Source organism: Paenibacillus sp. 2TAB26 (assembly GCF_052115145.1).
Lineage (GTDB): Bacteria > Bacillota > Bacilli > Paenibacillales > Paenibacillaceae > Pristimantibacillus.
Window position 1 is genome coordinate 123,838 of record NZ_JBFRGC010000020.1, and the last position, 17,725, is coordinate 141,562.

18 protein-coding genes are annotated in these 17,725 nt (G+C 43.1%); 3 read left to right on the top strand and 15 right to left on the bottom strand.

The features are described from left to right. Positions 1-16 precede the first annotated feature (16 nt). Positions 17-958 (bottom strand): ribonuclease Z, encoded by a 942-nt coding sequence (rnz, locus tag AB4Z50_RS22685; protein WP_441882476.1) that lies wholly within the window; start codon positions 956-958, stop codon positions 17-19. A gap of 110 nt (positions 959-1,068) precedes the next feature. Continuing rightward, complete coding sequence (gene metH / locus AB4Z50_RS22690; protein WP_441882553.1) at positions 1,069-4,485, bottom strand: methionine synthase; 3,417 nt, start codon at positions 4,483-4,485, stop codon at positions 1,069-1,071. 166 nt (positions 4,486-4,651) lie between these two features. Between metH and AB4Z50_RS22695 the strand changes: the two genes are divergently transcribed. Next, a complete protein-coding gene (locus tag AB4Z50_RS22695) occupies positions 4,652-5,200 on the top strand; it encodes a 1,2-dihydroxy-3-keto-5-methylthiopentene dioxygenase (protein ID WP_441882478.1) in 549 nt (182 codons plus the stop codon). A gap of 73 nt (positions 5,201-5,273) precedes the next feature. On the opposite strand, the gene AB4Z50_RS22700 is transcribed toward AB4Z50_RS22695, so the two are convergent. The 8 genes from AB4Z50_RS22700 to yneA form a co-directional block, all read right to left on the bottom strand. Next, positions 5,274-6,062, bottom strand: coding sequence for an HAD family hydrolase (locus AB4Z50_RS22700; RefSeq protein ID WP_441882480.1), 789 nt, complete (start codon positions 6,060-6,062; stop codon positions 5,274-5,276). Between the two features lie 24 nt (positions 6,063-6,086). Further along, positions 6,087-6,593, bottom strand: coding sequence for a hypothetical protein (locus AB4Z50_RS22705; RefSeq protein WP_441882482.1), 507 nt, complete (start codon positions 6,591-6,593; stop codon positions 6,087-6,089). Positions 6,594-6,619: 26 nt separating this feature from the next. Then, positions 6,620-7,609, bottom strand: a complete 990-nt coding sequence (locus AB4Z50_RS22710) for an aldo/keto reductase (RefSeq protein WP_441882484.1) — start codon at positions 7,607-7,609, stop codon at positions 6,620-6,622. Positions 7,610-7,654: 45 nt separating this feature from the next. Next, positions 7,655-7,846, bottom strand: coding sequence for a DUF896 domain-containing protein (locus AB4Z50_RS22715; protein WP_441882486.1), 192 nt, complete (start codon positions 7,844-7,846; stop codon positions 7,655-7,657). Between the two features lie 121 nt (positions 7,847-7,967). Then, positions 7,968-9,050: an efflux RND transporter periplasmic adaptor subunit gene (locus AB4Z50_RS22720; RefSeq protein ID WP_441882488.1), complete on the bottom strand. Its 1,083-nt coding sequence runs from the start codon at positions 9,048-9,050 to the stop codon at positions 7,968-7,970. A gap of 26 nt (positions 9,051-9,076) precedes the next feature. Next, complete coding sequence (locus AB4Z50_RS22725) at positions 9,077-10,432, bottom strand: ABC transporter permease (protein ID WP_441882490.1); 1,356 nt, start codon at positions 10,430-10,432, stop codon at positions 9,077-9,079. Then, positions 10,422-11,141 carry an ABC transporter ATP-binding protein gene (locus tag AB4Z50_RS22730; RefSeq protein ID WP_076265809.1) on the bottom strand — a complete coding sequence of 240 codons (720 nt, stop codon included), beginning with the start codon at positions 11,139-11,141 and terminating at the stop codon, positions 10,422-10,424. Before AB4Z50_RS22730 ends, AB4Z50_RS22725 begins: the two co-directional genes overlap by 11 nt. A 159-nt stretch (positions 11,142-11,300) precedes the next feature. After that, positions 11,301-11,675 carry a cell division suppressor protein YneA gene (gene yneA / locus AB4Z50_RS22735; RefSeq protein WP_430058841.1) on the bottom strand — a complete coding sequence of 125 codons (375 nt, stop codon included), beginning with the start codon at positions 11,673-11,675 and terminating at the stop codon, positions 11,301-11,303. A 158-nt stretch (positions 11,676-11,833) separates the two neighbouring features. Between yneA and lexA the strand changes: the two genes are divergently transcribed. Beyond that, positions 11,834-12,454, top strand: coding sequence for a transcriptional repressor LexA (gene lexA, locus AB4Z50_RS22740; RefSeq protein ID WP_054024635.1), 621 nt, complete (start codon positions 11,834-11,836; stop codon positions 12,452-12,454). Between the two features lie 72 nt (positions 12,455-12,526). On the opposite strand, the gene AB4Z50_RS22745 is transcribed toward lexA, so the two are convergent. Further along, the gene (locus tag AB4Z50_RS22745; RefSeq protein WP_441882493.1) at positions 12,527-13,021 is read right to left on the bottom strand and encodes a GNAT family N-acetyltransferase; all 495 of its coding nucleotides are present in this window, start codon (positions 13,019-13,021) and stop codon (positions 12,527-12,529) included. A 152-nt stretch (positions 13,022-13,173) separates the two neighbouring features. Here AB4Z50_RS22745 and AB4Z50_RS22750 point away from each other — a divergent pair, with 152 nt between their 5' ends. Beyond that, positions 13,174-13,284 carry a sporulation protein YjcZ gene (locus tag AB4Z50_RS22750; RefSeq protein ID WP_083681511.1) on the top strand — a complete coding sequence of 37 codons (111 nt, stop codon included), beginning with the start codon at positions 13,174-13,176 and terminating at the stop codon, positions 13,282-13,284. A gap of 111 nt (positions 13,285-13,395) precedes the next feature. Here the strand turns inward: AB4Z50_RS22750 and AB4Z50_RS22755 are convergent, their stop codons facing one another. The 4 genes from AB4Z50_RS22755 to AB4Z50_RS22770 form a co-directional block, all read right to left on the bottom strand. After that, on the bottom strand, positions 13,396-14,025 hold the full coding sequence (locus AB4Z50_RS22755; RefSeq protein ID WP_441882495.1) for a hypothetical protein: 630 nt from the start codon (positions 14,023-14,025) through the stop codon (positions 13,396-13,398). A 505-nt stretch (positions 14,026-14,530) separates the two neighbouring features. Further along, positions 14,531-15,859: a type I glutamate--ammonia ligase gene (gene glnA, locus AB4Z50_RS22760; protein ID WP_441882497.1), complete on the bottom strand. Its 1,329-nt coding sequence runs from the start codon at positions 15,857-15,859 to the stop codon at positions 14,531-14,533. A gap of 44 nt (positions 15,860-15,903) precedes the next feature. Beyond that, on the bottom strand, positions 15,904-16,314 hold the full coding sequence (locus AB4Z50_RS22765; RefSeq protein WP_053376247.1) for a MerR family transcriptional regulator: 411 nt from the start codon (positions 16,312-16,314) through the stop codon (positions 15,904-15,906). Between the two features lie 62 nt (positions 16,315-16,376). Further along, positions 16,377-17,669 (bottom strand): methionine gamma-lyase family protein, encoded by a 1,293-nt coding sequence (locus tag AB4Z50_RS22770; protein WP_441882499.1) that lies wholly within the window; start codon positions 17,667-17,669, stop codon positions 16,377-16,379. Positions 17,670-17,725 lie beyond the last annotated feature (56 nt).

The following is a 17,725-nucleotide window of genomic DNA, read 5'->3' on the forward strand; positions in this document are numbered from 1 at the left end:
ACGTTTTTGCTTTTTTTTATTCTATTTGAGTCACACGTTTTATTTCGATATGTAGAAAATCTGTTGCTGCTATGACAGGTGAGAAGTGTACGCCAGCCTCTTCTTCAAGCTGTGCAAGAGCCTCATTGCTATAGCGTCCGCTAAAATGGGTCATCACCAGCCGCTTGGCGTTTGCTTTAACAGCTGTTTCTGCCGCCTCCGCCGTCGTACAATGTCCAAACTCATGTGCTTTTTCTTCCATGCCCGCAGCGAAGGTCGCTTCGTGAACGAGCAGATCAGCATCTTTCGCTAAGGTTATAGCATTATCACATGGCTTCGTATCTCCGAGCACTGTAATTACTCTCCCGATATAAGTAGGGCCGGTAACATCCTCAGTGTGAATGAGCAATCCGCTCGGAGATGTAAACGACTGCCCTCTTTTTAACGCCCCGTAAAGCGGACCTGCTTCAATCCCATACTCCTTCAGCTTGTGGACGAGCAGCTTGCCGGGCTGATCTTGTTCAGTTACGCGATAGCCGAAGCAAGTCACTCGATGCTCAAGCGGCGCTACCTCAACCTTAAATCGATTATCGTTAAAAACAACACCTTCATTTCCCGTTAATTCATGGATAATGAGCTCATAATCGAGCTGCGTAGCACTAATCGCAAAGGTTGTCTCAATATAGCTCCTAATCCCAACAGGACCAAAAAGCTGTACAGGTGTGATTCCGCCATCAAAAGAGCGGCTGCTGAGCAAGCCAGGCAGCCCATAAATGTGATCACCGTGCAGATGTGTAATAAATATGTATTCAATCTTATTCAGTTTAAGCGATGTTCTCATAAGCTGATGCTGCGTTGCCTCTCCAGCATCGAATAACAGCAAACTGCACGTTGGCTCAGGAAGCTGCAGCGCCACGGCTGTTACATTGCGATACTTCGAAGGTCTTCCTGCGCCCGTTCCCAAAAACCACATATTCATATTATTATCCACCCCACTCTTAGCCCTGCGGCCTCGACTTCTGGAATTGAAACGAAGAGCCCTCTTAAGCTCGTCATTACGAACGCTCAAGGGCTCTTTGTTATTATACGCTATAGTTTCTCAACATTAAAATATTGTGCTTCTGGATGAGCGAATACCATTGCAGATACGGATGCCTCTGGCTCCATCATGCAGCCTTCAGTCAATTCGACGCCAATATCTTGGGGTCTCATCAAATCGAACAATGGCTCCTGATCCTCAAGGTTTGGACATGCCGGGTATCCGAACGATACACGAATGCCTTGATAACGAGCGCCATGACGCTGCTTCATCGTCATCTCCGCAGGATCTGGATAACCACAGATATCACGCATAATATGGTGGACACGCTCTGCCATTCCTTCTGCAACCTCAAGAGCTACGGACTGAAGTGCATGCGAGCGCAAATAATCGCCGTTATCCTTCCATTCATTCGCAATTTCACGAATGCCGTGTCCAGCGGTTACGACTAGGAAACCAACATAATCCATAACGCCGCTTTCCACTGATTTCAAGAAGTCAGATAAGCATAGGTAAGGCTCCACCTGTTGACGAGGGAACGTAAACCGCTTAATTTCCTGACGCGGGTCCACTGGATTGTAAATAATTATATCATTGCCTGAAGACTGCGCAGGGAAGAAACGGTACATACCGTGGGTTTTTATAATGCCATCGGTTGTTCCTTTTTGCAATATTTCATCAACGGTTGCTTTAAGCTGCACTGCTTTTTCATTGCCATCCTTCAATAATTGATCAACATTGCCTTTGAGTCCGAGGTGATGACCAAGCAGCATTTGCATGTTGACATAAGGTATGACATGAGGAAGCGGTACATCACGCAGAATATGCCGATCCAAATCCGGCGGCGTAAATACAGGCGCATCCGGTGAAATTTTGGAACGAACAGCCCGCGTCAATTGCGGCAAAGGTTTCTTCTCTTCTTCGTATACTCCGCCAGACGCTTTAAAAGCGGCCATTTCATCTTCAAGCCGTGATCGATGCTCAGGGTCCATCAGCTTGTTGGCGATATCAAGACCGTCCATTGCATCCTTTGCGTAAAGAACGAGTCCATCATATTCCGGGCCAATTCTCGTTTTTGTAAATTTCCGTGTCAGCGCCGCGCCGCCAACAAGAATCGGTGCATCAATGCCGGCTGTACGCAAATCCTGCGCCGTAATAACCATTTGCTGTGCGGATTTGACGAGCAAACCAGACAAACCGATAGCATCGGCCTTCTCATTGCGATAAGCTTCAATTAATTGCTCAGGCGGCACCTTAATGCCTAGATTTATAATTTTGTAACCGTTGTTTGATAAAATAATTTCGACTAGGTTTTTACCGATGTCATGAACATCGCCTTTAACGGTCGCCAAAATAATTTTACCTTTGACGGAGGATTCATTTTTTTCCATAAATGATTCAAGGTAAGTTACCGAAGCTTTCATCACCTCAGCGCTTTGAAGCACCTCTGCAACGATGAGCTCATTGCCATTGAACAAACGGCCAACTTCCTCCATCCCGCGCATTAGCGGCCCGTTGATGACTTCCATCGCCGTATATTTCTTCAACGCTTCATCCAGATCCGGGATAAGCCCCTCTTTTGTTCCTTCGACTACGTAGGAGCCTAAACGTTCCTCTAGCGATAGATTCGAAATCTTTTCTTTCTTCTCTACCTTCTTGTCACGGAATGCGGCAACGAACGCAGCAAGCGACTCGTCCGTCGTGTTGTAAATTAGCTCTTCAGCCAGTTGACGCTCTTCATCAGGGATCGAAGCATAACGCTCCAGCTTCTCTGTATTAACAATGGCATAATCTAGCCCTGCTTTTGTCGCATGGTACAAGTACACCGAGTTGAGTACTTCCCTACCCGCATCAGGCAAACCGAAGGAAATGTTGCTCAGACCCAAGATCGTTTTGGCACGTGGGAACTTCTCCTTGATCATCCGAATTCCTTCCAGTGTCTCAACAGCTGAACCGATATATTGCGGATCACCTGAACCAACTGGGAACATATTTGGATCAAAAATAATATCTTCCGGATTCATCTTGTATTTCTGAGTCAGAAGATTGTAGGAACGTTCCGCAACTTCCATCTTCGCTTCACGCGTAACCGCTTGGCCGCGTTCATCGATTAGAATCATAACAACTGCTGCTCCATAACGATGGATTAATGGCAAAATCTTCTCAAACTTGGATTCACCATCCTCCAAGTTAATGGAGTTAATAATCGCTTTACCTTGCGAATATTTCAGACCCAGCTCAATGATATGATCATAAGTTGAATCCAGCATAAGCGGTGCCTTTATTTTCTTTACAACTTGCGGCAAAAATTGATGAACCGCATAAGCTTCATCAATATCGGTATCCTGCAAGTTGATGTCGATGACATGGGCGCCGCCCTTCACCTGTGCACGTGCAATTTCAGAAGCCTCATCAAACTTCTCTTCCTTAAGCAGACGTTTGAACTTCCGCGAACCGGATATGTTTGTTCGTTCCCCGATCATGATCGGGCGATTTTCCGGTTCAATAAATACCGTCTCAATACCTGAAACCGCATCTGGATGCTCGCCCATCTTCGTGCGCGGAGCATACTTCGCCATGGTTTCAGCCATCACTCGTATATGGTCAGGAGTTGTTCCGCAGCAGCCGCCGGCAATATTCAACCAGCCCTGTTCAGCGAATGCTGACATCTTCTTAGCCAGCGACTCTGGAGATTCGTGATAATGCCCGTTCTCATCCGGCAAACCTGCATTTGGATAGCAGCTAATTGCAGCGTTTGCGATTTCACTCAGTGTCCGCAGGTGATCCCGCATAAACTCAGGGCCTGTCGCACAGTTGAGTCCGATGGAGATCGGCTTCAAATGCTCTAACGAAATGTAGAACGATTCGATGGTTTGACCAGCGAGCGTCGTTCCCATCGGCTCAATCGTACCTGAAATCATAATCGGCAGCTCTTTGCCAAGTTTATCAAAGGCGTTGCGAATACCGATGCTGCCTGCTTTTACATTAAGCGTATCCTGTGAGGTTTCAAGCAATAATGCATCCACATCAGCTTCGATTAAAGCAAGCGCTTGCTCATAATAGCTCTCGACGAGCTCATCGAAAGTTACCCCTCCGGTTACGGATAAAGTTTTGGTCGTTGGTCCAAGCGCGCCTGCAACGTAACGCGGCTTGTCTGGCGTGCTGTACTTATCACATGCATCACGCGCTAATTTTGCAGCTGCTAGATTGATCTCTCTCGCTTTCTCAGGAATATCATAATCATCGAGTACAACGCTTGTCGCACCAAATGTATTGGTTTCCAAAATATCTGCGCCAGCCTCTAGGTACTGCTCATGAATAGACTGTATAACGTCAGGACGTGTCAGAACGAGTATTTCATTACAACCGTCCAGCTCCGCTCCACCAAAATCATCTTCAGTTAATCCAGCTTGTTGAATCATCGTGCCCATTGCGCCGTCCAAAATAAGTATGCGCTCCTGAAGCATTTGTTGTATGGTCGGTTTTGACAAAATACTACACCCTTCCCAAAAATCATTAACACATAGTTTATCAGAATACCTGTGTGGTGAAAAGGTAATCCATCGACAATCCATTTGATTTGTTTTATAATCATTATATCATTTAATCTCTATAGGAAAAGAGGGAATGTTCATGGCTCAAATTAGAATTCGCAATACTGAAGAACGGATTCAAGGGGAAGAGGCTGTTCGTGCATTTCTAGAACAGCAAGAGGTGCTTTACGAGCATTGGAATCCAAGCAAGCTAGCAGAAGATTTACAGCAAAAATTCGTTCTCTCCGATGAAGAGAAGCAGCAAATTTTAGCGACATATGACGAAGAAATTAAAGATTTGGCACAGCGTCGCGGATATCAAACTTGGGATATTATCGCATTGTCCGATGCTACGCCTAACTTAGACGAGCTGCTCAAAAAGTTTGAAAATGTACACACGCATACAGAAGATGAAGTTCGTGCGATTACAGCAGGACGCGGCATCTTTATTATAAAAGGTACTGATGATGTTGGTTATTTCGACGTTGAGCTTGAAGCTGGCGATGTCATTTCCGTACCGGAATACAAACCGCATTTCTTCACGCTAATGGATAATCGCCAAATCGTTGCTGTTCGTCTCTTCATTGAAACAGAGGGCTGGATCGCTCATCCGTTTGCTGACGACAAGTTCGCTGCTAATCAGGCCTAATATTAAATCAAAAATAATGCAAGCCCCTCTTCAGCAGCACAAGCTGTCCGCGAGGGGCTTTTTTGATGCTAGTTTAAACTTCAAGCAAAGGAAGAAGCTCTTCCAAATGTTTAATTTCATGTGATGGGACAATCTCGTCATTGCGAACAACACCGTGACGGTTAATCCAAACTGATGTCATACCAATCGTATTTGCGCCAAGAATATCCGTTGTCAGCTTATCTCCAACCATGATTCCATGATCCGTCTCTACTCCAAGACGCTCAAGCGCATGCTTGAATATCGATGCAGCCGGCTTTCCTTCTCCAAATTCACCCGAGATTATAATATGATCGAAGTATGGCACAAGTTCCGGTACGCCAGCAAGCTTCTCACGCTGTAAATCAGGCGAGCCGTTCGTAAGCAAAAGCAGCTTGTATTTTCCTTTGAGTGCATCTAGAACGCGGAATGTTTCTTCATATACGATAGGACGCAAGCGGCGCTCAGCCGGGAATTGCTCAGCCAGCTTCGCACCTAGTTCCTCGTTATCAACGCCAAGTGCTTTCAAGCCTTGTGTCCAAGCTGCTTTCCGATAACTCGGAGCAAGTGACTCAAGCTTGCGGAATTCCTCCTGTTCACCTTCAAGAAACGGTGCCCAGAGCCCTTCGAAAGGATTGATCCCGATCATCTTGGTAAACGAGAACGTTTCATAGGATTCGTAGAGAGCTCTTGCCTCACGGCGAACGGATTCTTCAAGCTCGCTCGGATCAACCCCACATTCTGCTGCTGCCGCTTGGCATGTAGCTTCAAAAGCTTCCTTAACGCTGCGGTCATCCCACAGCAATGTGTCATCCAGATCAAATAATACTGCTTGTTTAGCCATCGTTGTTCGAACTCTCCTGCCTATTTATTTTTGCTGAAAAGCGATTCCATTAGCATTTGCAAATAATTTCAGCTTATCGCCAATTTCATCGGTTGGAAAACGGTTCGTCAATTTAGAGAACACCCAGTTTCCGCCTTTTTGCATCTCCACGACCACATAGCCTTTTTGCACGCTGAAGCCTTTGATCGATGCTGCTGGAATACGCTTGTCCCCCGTTAGACGACGTGATTGAATGTAGTCTTTGCCGATCGTAATATACGGTCTGCGGAAAAAGAACAAAGCCGCAAGCAAAATGTAGCATCCTACCGTAATCCAAAACATCGTATCCATTTTAAATGTAGAGGAGCTGGACATCAAAATGACGTACATCCCGATAAACAAAATCAAAAGAATTGGCGCAATAAAATTGCGGCCAACGATTTTTTCTGATTTCTCTGCATTAAAAACGATTTGACCATTTCCTTGCTTCTTGCGCTGCTTATTTACGACATTCATATTTTTGCGCACTTTGCGCTCCCAGGAACGTGACAAACAAATTCTCCTCCTAATTAAATACCTTATTCAAACGGTCTGCGAAACTTTTCAATAAAACGATTAGGGTAATCTTCCGGAAGCGCACTTATTTGCTCCAAACGGTTCCAAACCTCGTTTGGCATTTCCCAGCCGATGGCACCAATATTATCTTCAAATTGCTCCAGCTTGCTGGCACCAAAAATCGGTGAAGTAATGCCTTCTCGCTGAATGAGCCATCTTAAAGCTACCTGAGCAGGTGACTTATCCAGCTCTTTCGCTGCTTCCAGCAATGCGTCGAGAATTTCAAAGTTTTTATCATTAGACCGCAGAGTCCACGCGCTCTCGCCTACTTTGGAAGTTAGACGCCCTTCCTTTGGCTCTTCCCTTGTATAGCGTCCCGTTAGAAAACCGCCGCCAATTGGGGCCCAAGGAATAATTCCGACTTTCTCTTCTAAACAAAGCGACAGCATTTCACGATCCATCTGTCTGCTCACTAAGCTGTATTGAGGCTGAATCGATACAAAACGTACATATCTACTAGCATCGCTATACGCTAGTGATTTCATCAACTGCCAAGCAAAAAAATTGGAACATCCTATGTAACGAACTTTACCGGAAGTAACGAGGTCATCCAGTGTGCGCAGCGTTTCCTCTATCGGAGTCGCATGATCCCATACATGCACTTGATACAGATCGATATAATCTGTCTGAAGCCGCTTAAGACTAGCTTCTACACCGTCCATAATATGTTTGCGCGATAAGCCTACACCGTTAATATTGCTGGATGTTGTCATTCGCACTTTTGTAGCAAGAACGATGTCAGACCGTTTGTTTTTGATCGCTTTGCCGACGATTTCCTCGGAACGACCGCTCACATAAACGTCGGCCGTATCGAGAAAATTGCCTCCACGATCAACAAAACGATCGATCATCTCGATCGAATCTTCCTCACTTGTCGTATTGCCGAATGTCATGGTACCTAAACAAAGCTCAGAAACAGCTAGTCCACTTTTGCCTAATAGTTTGAAATTCATCTAATCACCCCATCTTGGATATTAAATGATTACACAGTACATTCGTTAGTGCTTAACATTATCTTTGTCATCAACGATTTCGATCTGATCAAGCTGTTGACGGAAATTGCTTTTGAAAACAGTCAAGTACTGCTTGCGAAGCTCTTCTCTCTCAACCGTTTCCTCATCGGATAAACCTTCCGATTTATTTTTACGAGCCAGCTCGTTAATACGTTCTATAATTTTATCAAATTCCATTACTTGCTCTACTCCTCTCATGATGAAAAAAACTCTACTCTCTACTTTTACATTTCCACCAATCAGTTGTCAAGGCAACAGAGCTCATCTCGAATAAAGTAACGACAGACAGCAGCATTCGTTATTGCAAAACAACTTGATCGCCTGGCTTCAATCCTTCAAGCACTTCTGTTTGTTCTGGCGTTTCGAGGCCAATCTTTATTTCTTTACGCTCATATTGACCATTGCCTGTATCGAGCATCACGAAATGTTTATCTTTCTCGCGAATAATCGCAATCGATGGCACTGAAATTGCATTTTCTTTGCGTTCAGTTTCAATAGCACCGCTGAGGCTAAGGCCGGCAATCAAATACTCGTTAGGCTCAAGCACGATTACGACTTCAAATTGTGCGGCTTGATTTAAATTATTTTGATCCGTTCCCGTTTTTGCAAATTTAGAAACTTTAAGCACTTTGCCTGAAAGATTCAGCTCTTTCATCGCATTCATCTTCACCTTGACCGGCATGCCCGCTTTAATTCGAAACACATCCTGCTCGCCAACTAAAGCGATAAATTGCAATTTATTCAAGTCAACGACTTTGCCGACATACTCATTAACGGTCAATGCCTGTGGCCGTTTGTTAGGATTATCGAATAAAAAGATTCCCGTTGCTGGTGAACGAAAGCTGGATTCATTAAGCATTTTTTTCTTTTGCTGCAGCTCCTTGGCTTGAATGCTAGCTGTTACTTCATTAACATCCTTCGATAAACGTACGATTTCTCTTTCAACGAGCACTTTTTTTCGTGCTTCTTCCGTCGACTCCATCGCCGCTGATTCGTCATTCAATTGATTGAGGTAATCGTTTAACTCAGCCTCAAGCTTGCCCTTTCGCAGTACTGCCTCCATTTGCAAAATATCGTTTTGCACGGCCGTCTGATCCAGGTTAAACAATATATCACCCTTTTTCACCTGCTGCCCGTCTTCTACCGCCCACTGTTTAACCTCGGAGCCATAAGGTGCATAGATGAGTGTTTCCTGCTCATACAATGATTTTCCCTTTACTTCAACCGTATTGGCTATCGTTTCGTTCGTCACTTGGAATGTAATTGGTTGAGAATCAGAAACGAATTCTGTTTGCCTTGGAGGATTGCCTATCTTGTATAGTCCAAAACTTATTCCAATAATAATAATACCGATTATTCCCCACTTTATTTTTCTTTTCATATGTAAGCTCCTTCTTCAACCATAAATTAATCGCGTCTAATCGCTGTTAAAGCATCCGTACGTGAAGCGCTTATTGCTGGATAAATACCCGATAGTATACCTGTAGCAAGCGCAAAAGCCATGCCTATTGGAATCGTTATAAATGGAATAAAAATAATAACAGAGTCCGTCTCGCCGGATAAGTTATAAATGAGGGCATTTATACCCCATACAATCCAATAGGAGAAAAGTACACCTAACAATCCACCAAGCAACCCGAGCAGCGCTGCCTCGATGATGAACATGTTGCGAATTTGAGCCAGATTCGCACCAAGCACCTTCATTATCCCAATTTGTCTACGTCTCTGATAGGTAGACATCGTCATCGCTACTACGATCGATATCGAGGCTATGATCAGAATAAACACACCAATACCAAGCGCCGCAGCTTTAATGATTTTAAATTCATTTGCGAGCTGCTCCTTCTGCTGTAGATTTGTTCGCGTCGTAACGACTAGTTTCTGCAGCTGCTTCTCTACTTGTTCAATCTTTGCTTGGTTATCTACTTTTACAATAATAGAGTTATAAGCTTCCTGCTCATCATTCCCTAGCTTCAACTCTTTCTTCAGGAGCTCCGCTGTTTCTAATGAGACATATCCTTTTTTGTCATACATCGACTGCTCATCACTGACTCCAGCTGGCTTCTTAAGCACACCTATTACCCGGAGGGGTCCGCTCAACACGACTTGGCCATCAGGTGAAGAGGAGCGAAGCTGTATTTGCTTCTGATATAAAGCCCCTGGTACACGATTTAACTTCTCAAATTGCTGATAAACCGTTTCATCATAGGGATTGGCATCGATTTGCTCTCGAATTTTACGTTTCGACTCTTCATCAATAAATCCCATTGTCGCTCCATAGTTAAGAACGATGGTCCCTAATACATTCGTTGCTTCTCCTTGATTGATGTCATTTCCAAAAGCGGAAAGCATCTCAATATCTGTACCAATAATTTCAGTTTGAATTTGTGAAGTAAGCCCATCTAACGTCATCGTCTCCACATAGTTAAGCTGTTGATATGGTGAAGCAGCTTTGACATGTTCGATTTGTCTCATAATGTCAAGCTTTYGCTTTGTTAACTTGCCTTTCTGCAAAGAAGCTTCATCAGCTGTGGATGCTCCGCCGCCAGCGTATGCTCCTGTACTCGCTGTTACCGTTATTTCATCCATCTTCAAGTAACTATTCATTTGTTTTTCAATGTAAACTTGAGCAGATTCACCGATACTGAGTGCAATTATAATTGCAGCACATCCAATAGAAATACCCGCAGCGCATAATGCCGTTACAACCTTTCTACGCCTTACCTGATCCCATGATAATCTTGTAATATCACTAATTCTCAATTTGAATTCCCCCCGCAAGCATACTTTCTCGTGCGGCTTCCTGATCCGTTACAAGATAACCATCTCGCAGCGTGATAATTTTTTCCGTTTGTGCTGCTACCTCACGTTCATGGGTTACGATAATAAAGGTAGTATCCATCGTTTTATTCAACTGCTTCAAAATCATAATAATTTCTTCCTCTGTTTTGGTATCCAAATTACCGGTAGGCTCGTCCGCAAAAATAACCGATGGCTCTGTTATCAAAGATCTTGCAATACTGACACGTTGTTGCTGTCCTCCGGAGAGCTGAGATGGGAATAACTCTGCTTTATCAGGAATTCCTACCTGCTCTAATAATGAAAGAGCTTTTTTCTTCCGTATTGAAGGATGCATCGATTGAAATACAAGCGGAAGCTCCACATTTTCCCTAACCGTCAAGTTGGCTATCAACTCATACGCTTGAAAAATAAATCCGATATGCTTCCGTCTAAACTCTGCCAAGCGGTTTTCATTCATCGTTACAATATTATGGTCCGCAATAAAGATTTGGCCTTCTGTAGGCTTCATTAAGCCAGCCATTAAGTTCAGTAAAGTTGATTTACCGGAACCGGAGCTCCCTAACAACGCAATCATTTCTCCCTTATGTACGTGAAAGCTTATTTTCTGCAATACAGTAGTCGTTTCATGCCCATTCATAAATGAGTGGGATAACTCTTCAACTCGTAACAAAATAGCATCTCCTTTCAGTCCCCTTTAATAGACGGCTAAACTAATGGTTAACCTGCAGTAAACATAAAAAAACTTTCTAAAGAAGTAGATTGGCCTGCATCTACTTTAAATAGAAAGTAATTTTTTGTATGAACTATTGAATTGTAATGGAAAATCAAGCTAAATGCTAGGAATAATTAACTTCTGTCCTGGCTTTATAACTGTTGATTGTAGATCATTCCGATCTTTAATCAAATATACGATATATCTGATATCATGGCTGCCATCTGAAACTTGTTTTGCAATATTCCAGAGTGTATCGCCTGATTGCACCCTAATAATTTGTTCTTCCGCGGAAGCAGCTTCGGGAGTATTACTCGAAGCGTATGTCCCCATAAGTAGGAAGCTTGTAAACAATAAGAAAAACACAGCAGTGCAAACGACGAGCTTAACAGTATGACGCTTTATGAAATGCCTAATCAAGCGGTTGACCTTTGTTGCTTTGTTCGTATCTTGTTTATGAATGGTTCTATAAAAACTTGGACTAGTTATCATTTATCAACACCCCAAACGTTTGTTCTGTTTTTAGATTACACGAACAAACGTTTGGTGTCAACGAAAAAATACGAACCTCTGTACTTAAGAACTTATGTTTGTACGAACTCGAGTTCTATGTTATAATTTTTTGCAAACCTACTAATGGAGTGATTGCAGTGTCGAAGATTTCTAACCGACAACATTCAATTCTTGAATTTATTAAGAATGAAGTTCGGGAGAAAGGCTATCCACCCTCCGTTCGAGAAATCGGCGAAGCTGTTGGATTGTTGTCCAGTTCAACCGTTCACGGTCATTTGGACCGTCTAGAGAAAAAAGGTTTAATACGCCGAGATCCTACTAAACCGCGTGCTATTGAAATTTTGGATCAAGAAGGCTCTGATGGCATTATCCCACTTTCCGTAGCTAGAGTACCTATTGTTGGTAAAGTTACCGCTGGTGTGCCGATTACTGCTACAGAAAATATTGAAGAATATTTCCCGCTTCCTTCCCATTTTGTTGGTGACAGCAGTGTTTTTATATTGAATGTCATGGGCGAGAGTATGATTGAAGCAGGTATTCATGACGGGGATTATGTTATCGTTCGTCAACAACAAACGGCAAACAATGGTGAGATCGTAGTTGCAATGACTGAGGACGACGAAGCAACAGTCAAAACCTTTTACAAAGAGAAAAATCATATTCGTTTGCAGCCGGAAAATTCCACAATGCAGCCTATATTACTTCAAAATGTAACGATTCTAGGTAAAGTCATTGGACTTTTCCGTGATATTCATTAATACCAACTTATATGTACATAAAGAAAAGGCTGAATCAACATCGTTGATTCAGCCTTTTCTTTGATTATTATGTTAACGATCTTGCTTAAAGGTTTGGAATCGTCTGCCATTCTCATGCCTTTCAACAAAATTCCCATTTGTAAGCTCTCCAATGACATTTGTCCAAAAATCTTGTGCGGGAACATTACGTTCAAGCTGATACAGCTCCCACTCTCCGCTATGCTTTTGTATAACTAACTTAGCTGCTTGTTTACCAACACCAGATCTTCTATATTTTCGCATAATAAAAAAATGCGCAAGTAAATTATAGTGTCTGTCATTTTGATTTACTTTTTTGGTTAATGCAAAGCCAGCGATCTCATCGTTCACAGTTACGATATAAGGAAAATAAGCATCGGACTCTTGCCAATAATTTTCCCAATCGGTCAATTGTGAATATAATCCTGATGAATTTACTGCAGCATCCGTATACTCTGTAAAATCGTACATATAAAGCTGAAGCAAATGAGTCATTGTTATTTTTTCTTCCGTATGGGCTAATTTAATTTCAACATTCAGCTGAACCACTCCCTAAGCAAGCTATTTATACAAACCTGCTTCCTTAACTTAAAAACGCAATGCCTGCATGAATTAATCATCTAATGACAAACACCCAATCACTATGTATTTCCAAAGCATAACATACTGTGTATTCAACTCGTAAGGAGGTGCATTGAAAAATGTCCGGTTACGTGGGTGGAGCTTTCTCAAGCTTAGGAATCATCTTAGTATTATTCATTCTACTGGTGATCATTGCTTGCAGTTGCGGCGGCTTTGGCTTCGGATATTAATTCGTATTTGAGCCATTCTTCATATTAACAAAAGAAGATCCATTTGATGGATCTTCTTTTTGCTTTTCATACTCCTTACAACCATTACTTTGTTATTTAAATGGAAAGATTTTAAATTACACGTTTTCTTAGCAGTACTGCTGTTGTTCTTAAACTAGAAATTCGTATTAGCTTCTTGCGGTCAAGTTTCGGATAATCATAAAGTAATCCTTCATATACGATTTGCATTTGCTCATGTTTTAGAAAATCATGAGGTGTAACTTGCGCGGATGGTCGTTCCCACAAGTTTATACCACTGCTCCGCATGGCTTCAGCAACAAACTGGGAGCAGAAATATGAATCTGTTGGCTCGATATTAAGCTCAAGCAGTACACCTAACAATCCGATTAAATTGTATCGGTAATTTTCTTTATTTTTTTCAAACTCACGAATGTATTGAAGCAATGCGGCATGTTGTTTTTCTGATAAAGCAATCTTTAGAAGAACACAGCGCGTATTAGGGAAATATCGAAACGTTCCAGTATAGACGTTTTCTTTGACAAATCCAGCGATTAGCGGGTTGTTTGCACGTTTACGCCCAAAGCTGTATATATTCTTCAGATTTATATCCAGTGCAAGTGAAGCGTGATTATAGGGTGCACCAGTAAATAATTTGATCATTCGAGTAAACCATGTGCCCGTGTCCGTAAGCAACACATAAATACTGCCATTGGTTTCTTCATCTATTCTAGTTTCTGTCATGCTGCTCACCTCATTTATCTTTGATTATCCAGGTTATAGTTAGGTCATTTTTGAGTTTAAGATATATGTCACGATTTCGTTTATTAGCTTGGGTTGATTAACTGTTATGAATATAACAACAATATAACCACCCGAATAGTACTAACTCTATGTGGTACTGGCTCTAGTCAACCTAAAAAAGACCAGCCACAAACACATTATCCATGTGTTTGACTGATCCTATAAAAGTTTATTTTACTAATGACGCATATATATCATCGACATATAAGCACTAGACCGTAGCTCTTAGACCTGTATACTTTTCTTTAGGCGCGTTTTGAGTCCACTGCTTAATATGTCTCTGATAATCTTTAAAATCAAACTCAGCGCATCTTAGACGTTGCTGAGCGATAATATAGGTTACTTATCGACATATGTCTGTGCCTTCACTTCATTATGCTTAATTTCAGCTGTATAACTGAACGCAAAAAAACCTCAACGCCAGCAGCGTTGAGGTTTTTGAACTTTAGTAAAGCGTCAAATACTGATCGCGTTCCCATTGGTGAACTTGTGTGCGGTACATATCCCACTCAATTTCTTTAAGCTCGTAGAAATGAGCAAGAGCATGATCACCCAGCGCATCGCAGATGATGTCGCTTCTGAGCATTTCGTCCAGTGCTTCTTTCAAATCTAGCGGCAAGCTCGGGATGCCTGCATCCTGACGCTCTTCCTCTGTCATGATGTAGATGTTCCGATCTGTTGGTGCTGGTAAAGGCAGCTTGTTTTGAATGCCGTCAAGACCAGCTCTGAGCATTACAGCAAGTGCCAAATACGGGTTAGCAGCTGGATCTGGATTCCGTACTTCTACACGTGTGCTAAGACCGCGCGAAGCAGGAATACGGATCATTGGCGAGCGGTTGCTTGCAGACCATGCTACATAACAAGGCGCTTCATAACCAGGCACAAGACGTTTATAGGAGTTAATTGTTGGATTCGTAATGGCAGCCATTGCACGCGCATGAAGCAGGATTCCTGCCATGTAGTGACGAGCAGCAGCACTTAGRCCAAGCTTGTCCTTCTCATCGTAAAACACGTTCGTATYSCCTTKRAACAACGATTGGTGACAGTGCATACCCGAACCATTCACACCAAACAACGGTTTAGGCATAAATGATGCATGCAAGCCATGCTCACGAGCAACTGTTTTTACGACTAGCTTAAATGTTTGAATTTGGTCAGCCGCTTTAATCGCATCGGCATATTTAAAGTCGATCTCATGCTGGCCTGGTGCCACTTCATGATGGGATGCTTCGATCTCGAAGCCCATTTCTTCAAGTGTCAAAACGATTTCACGGCGACAGTTTTCACCCATATCCATAGGTGCTAAGTCGAAGTAACCGCCTTGGTCATTAAGCTCAGTCGTAGGTTCGCCGCGCTCATCGGTTTTGAACAAGAAAAATTCCGGTTCTGGACCAACGTTCATTGCTGTGTATCCTAGATCTTCTGCTTCCTTCAGTGCACGTTTCAAAATACCGCGCGGATCTCCAGCGAATGGCGTTCCGTCTGGCATGTAAATATCACAGATCAAGCGAGCAACACGATCTTGTGTTACCCATGGGAATACAACCCATGTATCAAGATCAGGATACAGGTACATATCTGATTCTTCAATACGTACATAACCTTCGATAGAAGAACCATCGAACATCATTTTGTTATCCAACGCTTTTTCAAGCTGGCTTACAGGAATTTCAACATTTTTAATTGTTCCGAGCAAATCCGTAAATTGCAAACGAATAAATCGAACATTTTGTTCCTGTGCTATACGTCTAATATCGTCTTTAGTGTAACTCACAGAATCATCTCCTTAGTTTGCGAAGCAATAGTTATCATGTTAAATTAGCGCTTATTTAAGAAACGAGTCAATTGTCCTTGAATTAGCGAAGCTTGTCCAGGTCTCTTCTCCAGCAATTGCTGTTTAAGCAGTCGGTGAAGCTGCTGATCGGATAGCTCACGGCGCTTCACTTCCGATTGCTCACTGACAATTGTCGCATCATCAGATTCCTTGGATACAGGATTCATTACTTGCTTAATGCCGGCGATATTAACGCCCTTCTCAATTAACGATTTAATTTCCAAAAGCCGTTCTACGTCATTAAATGAAAATAACCGCTGATTGCCTGCTGTTCTTGCAGGAACGATTAGTTCATGCTGCTCGTAATAACGGATTTGGCGGGCTGTTAAATCCGTCAGCTTCATAACGATGCCGATGGGAAATAAGGCCATATTTCTGCGAATATCATCAGCCATGTCGCATCAACCTTCCAGTCGCTCTTTTATATGTTCATTCTAACCGTTACAACGCAAATGTGTCAAGTTATGTAAGGTTTAATCACAATTAAACCACTGTCTACAAGGCGATATAATGCGGTTAAAACACCATATTTAGCGTGAGCATACGTCAGTCCACCCTGCATATATGCAATGTAAGGTTCGCGTATTGGAGCATCAGCTGATAGCTCTAAACTGCCTCCTTGAATGAACGTTCCTGCCGCCATAATGACAGCATTCTCATATCCAGGCATGTCCCAAGGCTCGGGAACCACATGCGAATCAACAGCAGCTGCCTGCTGTATCCCTTGAACAAAAGCGATTAAATGATCAGCTTGTCCAAAACGAACCGCTTGGATGAGATCTGTACGCGGCTCATTCCATCTCGGTTTTGTTTCGAACCCAAGCTCTTCAAATAAAGCAGCAGCAAGCACACTTCCTTTGATCGCTTGTCCGACCAAATGAGGGGCTAAAAATAAACCTTGGAACATGGAGCGAAGCGTGCCTAACATTGCGCCTACCTCGCCGCCGATGCCCGGAGCAGTCAAGCGGTAAGCAGCAGCTTCGACGGCAAAAGCTTTCCCGGCAATATAGCCCCCCGTTTCAGCTAAGCCCCCGCCTGGGTTTTTGATAAGCGAGCCTGCCATCAAATCTACTCCAACTTGAGTAGGCTCGAGCAGCTCTGTAAATTCACCATAACAATTGTCCACAAAAACAATCAGGTCCGGCTTTATTGCTTTTACCCTATTTACGATAGTTTCAATCTCCGAAACGGTAAATGAAGCTCTCCAATCGTAACCACGCGAGCGCTGGATACCGATGACCTTCGTTTTTTCCGAGATCGCTTGCTCAATTTGAGCCCAGTCCAATCCACCATCCTCAAGGAGCGCTACCTCGGAATATTTCACGCCCCAATCCTGCAAGGAACCCATGCCGTCTCCAGGCTTGCCGATAACTTTATGCAGCGTATCGTAAGGTCTTCCCGTAACGTACAGGAGCTCATCCCCAGGGCGCAGCACTCCGAATAAGGCACAGCTGATTGTATGTGTTCCAGAAACGAAATGCGGCCTAACAATAGCCGCTTCCGCTCCCATTACCTCTGCGTAAACAAGATCAAGTATTTCACGTCCGCGATCATTATAGCCATATCCCGTTGAACCGGTAAAATGAAAATCGCTTACTTTGTGATGTTGAAACGCTTCTATGACCTTCCACTGATTCCGCTCAGCTATCTTGTCAATGCTGCGAAAAACTTCTGAGGCAAGCACCTCGGACTGCTCTGCTAGCTGCTCTAGGTGCTCCCATAGTCTTTGGTTTACATGTTGCCTGTTCATTATGATATCTTCTCCTTAAAGTTTTGCGCAGCAAAACTACTTCGTAAGCATAAGCC